Source organism: Streptomyces sp. SID5910, assembly GCF_009862125.1.
In the GTDB taxonomy this organism is placed as follows: Bacteria; Actinomycetota; Actinomycetes; order Streptomycetales; family Streptomycetaceae; genus Streptomyces.
The window spans coordinates 1-587 of the sequence record NZ_WWHX01000758.1 but is presented as its reverse complement, the minus strand read 5'-3'; the positions used below and the strand labels follow the sequence as shown (position 1 = coordinate 587).

At 76.5% G+C, this 587-nt stretch carries 1 pseudogene; it reads left to right on the top strand.

The features are described 5' to 3' along the window. Positions 1 to 587 (top strand): annotated as a pseudogene (locus GTW67_RS26555) (ABC transporter ATP-binding protein); the annotation flags it as partial.

Below are 587 nucleotides of genomic sequence, written 5' to 3'. Positions count from 1 at the left end.
CCCCCTCCCGCCCCCCATCTCCGTCCGCTCCGCCCCGAGCCCCCTCCGCCCGCTCAGGTACGAGCTGCGCCGCGCGGCCGGTGTCGGCACCGGCTTCATCACCGCGGCGACCGTCCTGCTCGTGTCCGCCGTCACCGCGGTCGTCCTCGCCCGCGTCGGACACACCCCCCAGCCGCGCCTCCTGGCCGCCTGGCCGCGGGAGCTGCCGCTGCCGCCCGCCGCACTCGGCGCGGGACTGCTCGGCGCGCTGGCCTTCGGCGACGAGTTCCGTCACCCCGCCCTGGCGGCGGACCGCGGCACCGTGCCACGTCGGCTGGGGCTGCTGACCGCCAAACTCGTCGTCTCCGCGGCCACCGCGATCGTGCTGGCCGCCCTCACGGTGGGCTGCGACGCCGAGGTGCTCCACCTGTTCTACGGACCGGAGCTGTCACGGGTTCCCGCCGACTGGCCCGCGCTGAGCGCCGGTTGGCTCGGGCTCTGCGTCGGATGCGCCTGGTCGGGCGTGCTGGCCGCGGGGATCTTCCGGTCCACGACGGCCGGACTCGCCGCGGTGGTCGCCGTTCCCGTCCTCGTCGTACCCCTCGTAC